The following is a 1425-nucleotide window of genomic DNA, read 5'->3' as shown; positions in this document are numbered from 1 at the left end:
GTTTCAGAACCAACACAGTGGACGCGAGCAACTGAGGACAAGCCCTCGGCCTATTAGTACCAGTCACCTCCACCCGTTACCGGGCTTCCAGATCTGGCCTATCAACCCAGTCGTCTACTGGGAGCCTTAACCCCTCAAAGGGGGTGGGAATACTCATCTCGAAGCAGGCTTCCCGCTTAGATGCTTTCAGCGGTTATCCTTTCCGAACGTAGCCAACCAGCCATGCCCTTGGCAGGACAACTGGCACACCAGAGGTTCGTCCGTCCCGGTCCTCTCGTACTAGGGACAGCCCTTCTCAATATTCCTACGCGCACAGAGGATAGGGACCGAACTGTCTCACGACGTTCTAAACCCAGCTCGCGTACCGCTTTAATGGGCGAACAGCCCAACCCTTGGGACCGACTCCAGCCCCAGGATGCGACGAGCCGACATCGAGGTGCCAAACCATCCCGTCGATATGGACTCTTGGGGAAGATCAGCCTGTTATCCCCGGGGTACCTTTTATCCGTTGAGCGACGGCGCTTCCACAAGCCACCGCCGGATCACTAGTCCCGACTTTCGTCCCTGCTCGACCCGTCGGTCTCACAGTCAAGCTCCCTTGTGCACTTACACTCAACACCTGATTACCAACCAGGCTGAGGGAACCTTTGGGCGCCTCCGTTACCCTTTGGGAGGCAACCGCCCCAGTTAAACTACCCATCAGACACTGTCCCTGATCCGGATCACGGACCGAGGTTAGACATCCAGCACGACCAGAGTGGTATTTCAACGACGACTCCCCCGATACTGGCGTACCGAGTTCAAAGTCTCCCACCTATCCTACACAAGCCGAACCGAACACCAATATCAAACTGTAGTAAAGGTCCCGGGGTCTTTCCGTCCTTCTGCGCGAAACGAGCATCTTTACTCGTAGTGCAATTTCACCGGGCCTATGGTTGAGACAGTCGAGAAGTCGTTACGCCATTCGTGCAGGTCGGAACTTACCCGACAAGGAATTTCGCTACCTTAGGATGGTTATAGTTACCACCGCCGTTTACTGGCGCTTAAGTTCTCAGCTTCGCACGCCCGAAAGCGCACTAACCGGTCCCCTTAACGTTCCAGCACCGGGCAGGCGTCAGTCCGTATACATCGCCTTACGGCTTCGCACGGACCTGTGTTTTTAGTAAACAGTCGCTTCTCGCTGGTCTCTGCGGCCACCCCCAGCTCAGAGTGCAAGACTCATCACCAGTGATGGCCCCCCTTCTCCCGAAGTTACGGGGGCATTTTGCCGAGTTCCTTAACCATAGTTCACCCGAACGCCTCGGTATTCTCTACCTGACCACCTGAGTCGGTTTAGGGTACGGGCCGCCATGAAACTCGCTAGAGGCTTTTCTCGACAGCATAGGATCATCCACTTCACCACAATCGGCTCGGCATCAGGTCTCA

The 1425-nt window shown here is 55.8% G+C and carries 1 rRNA gene; it reads right to left on the bottom strand.

Features of this window, described 5'->3' with window-relative positions:
* Window positions 1–33: 33 nt before the first annotated feature.
* Window positions 34–1425 (bottom strand): 23S ribosomal RNA (locus tag ACFWZ2_RS43620); the annotation flags it as partial.

This window comes from Streptomyces sp. NPDC059002 (genome assembly GCF_042740435.1).
Taxonomy (GTDB): Bacteria; Actinomycetota; Actinomycetes; order Streptomycetales; family Streptomycetaceae; genus Streptomyces.
The sequence above is the reverse complement of the archived record's forward strand: the minus strand, read 5'-3'. Positions and strand labels throughout refer to the sequence as shown.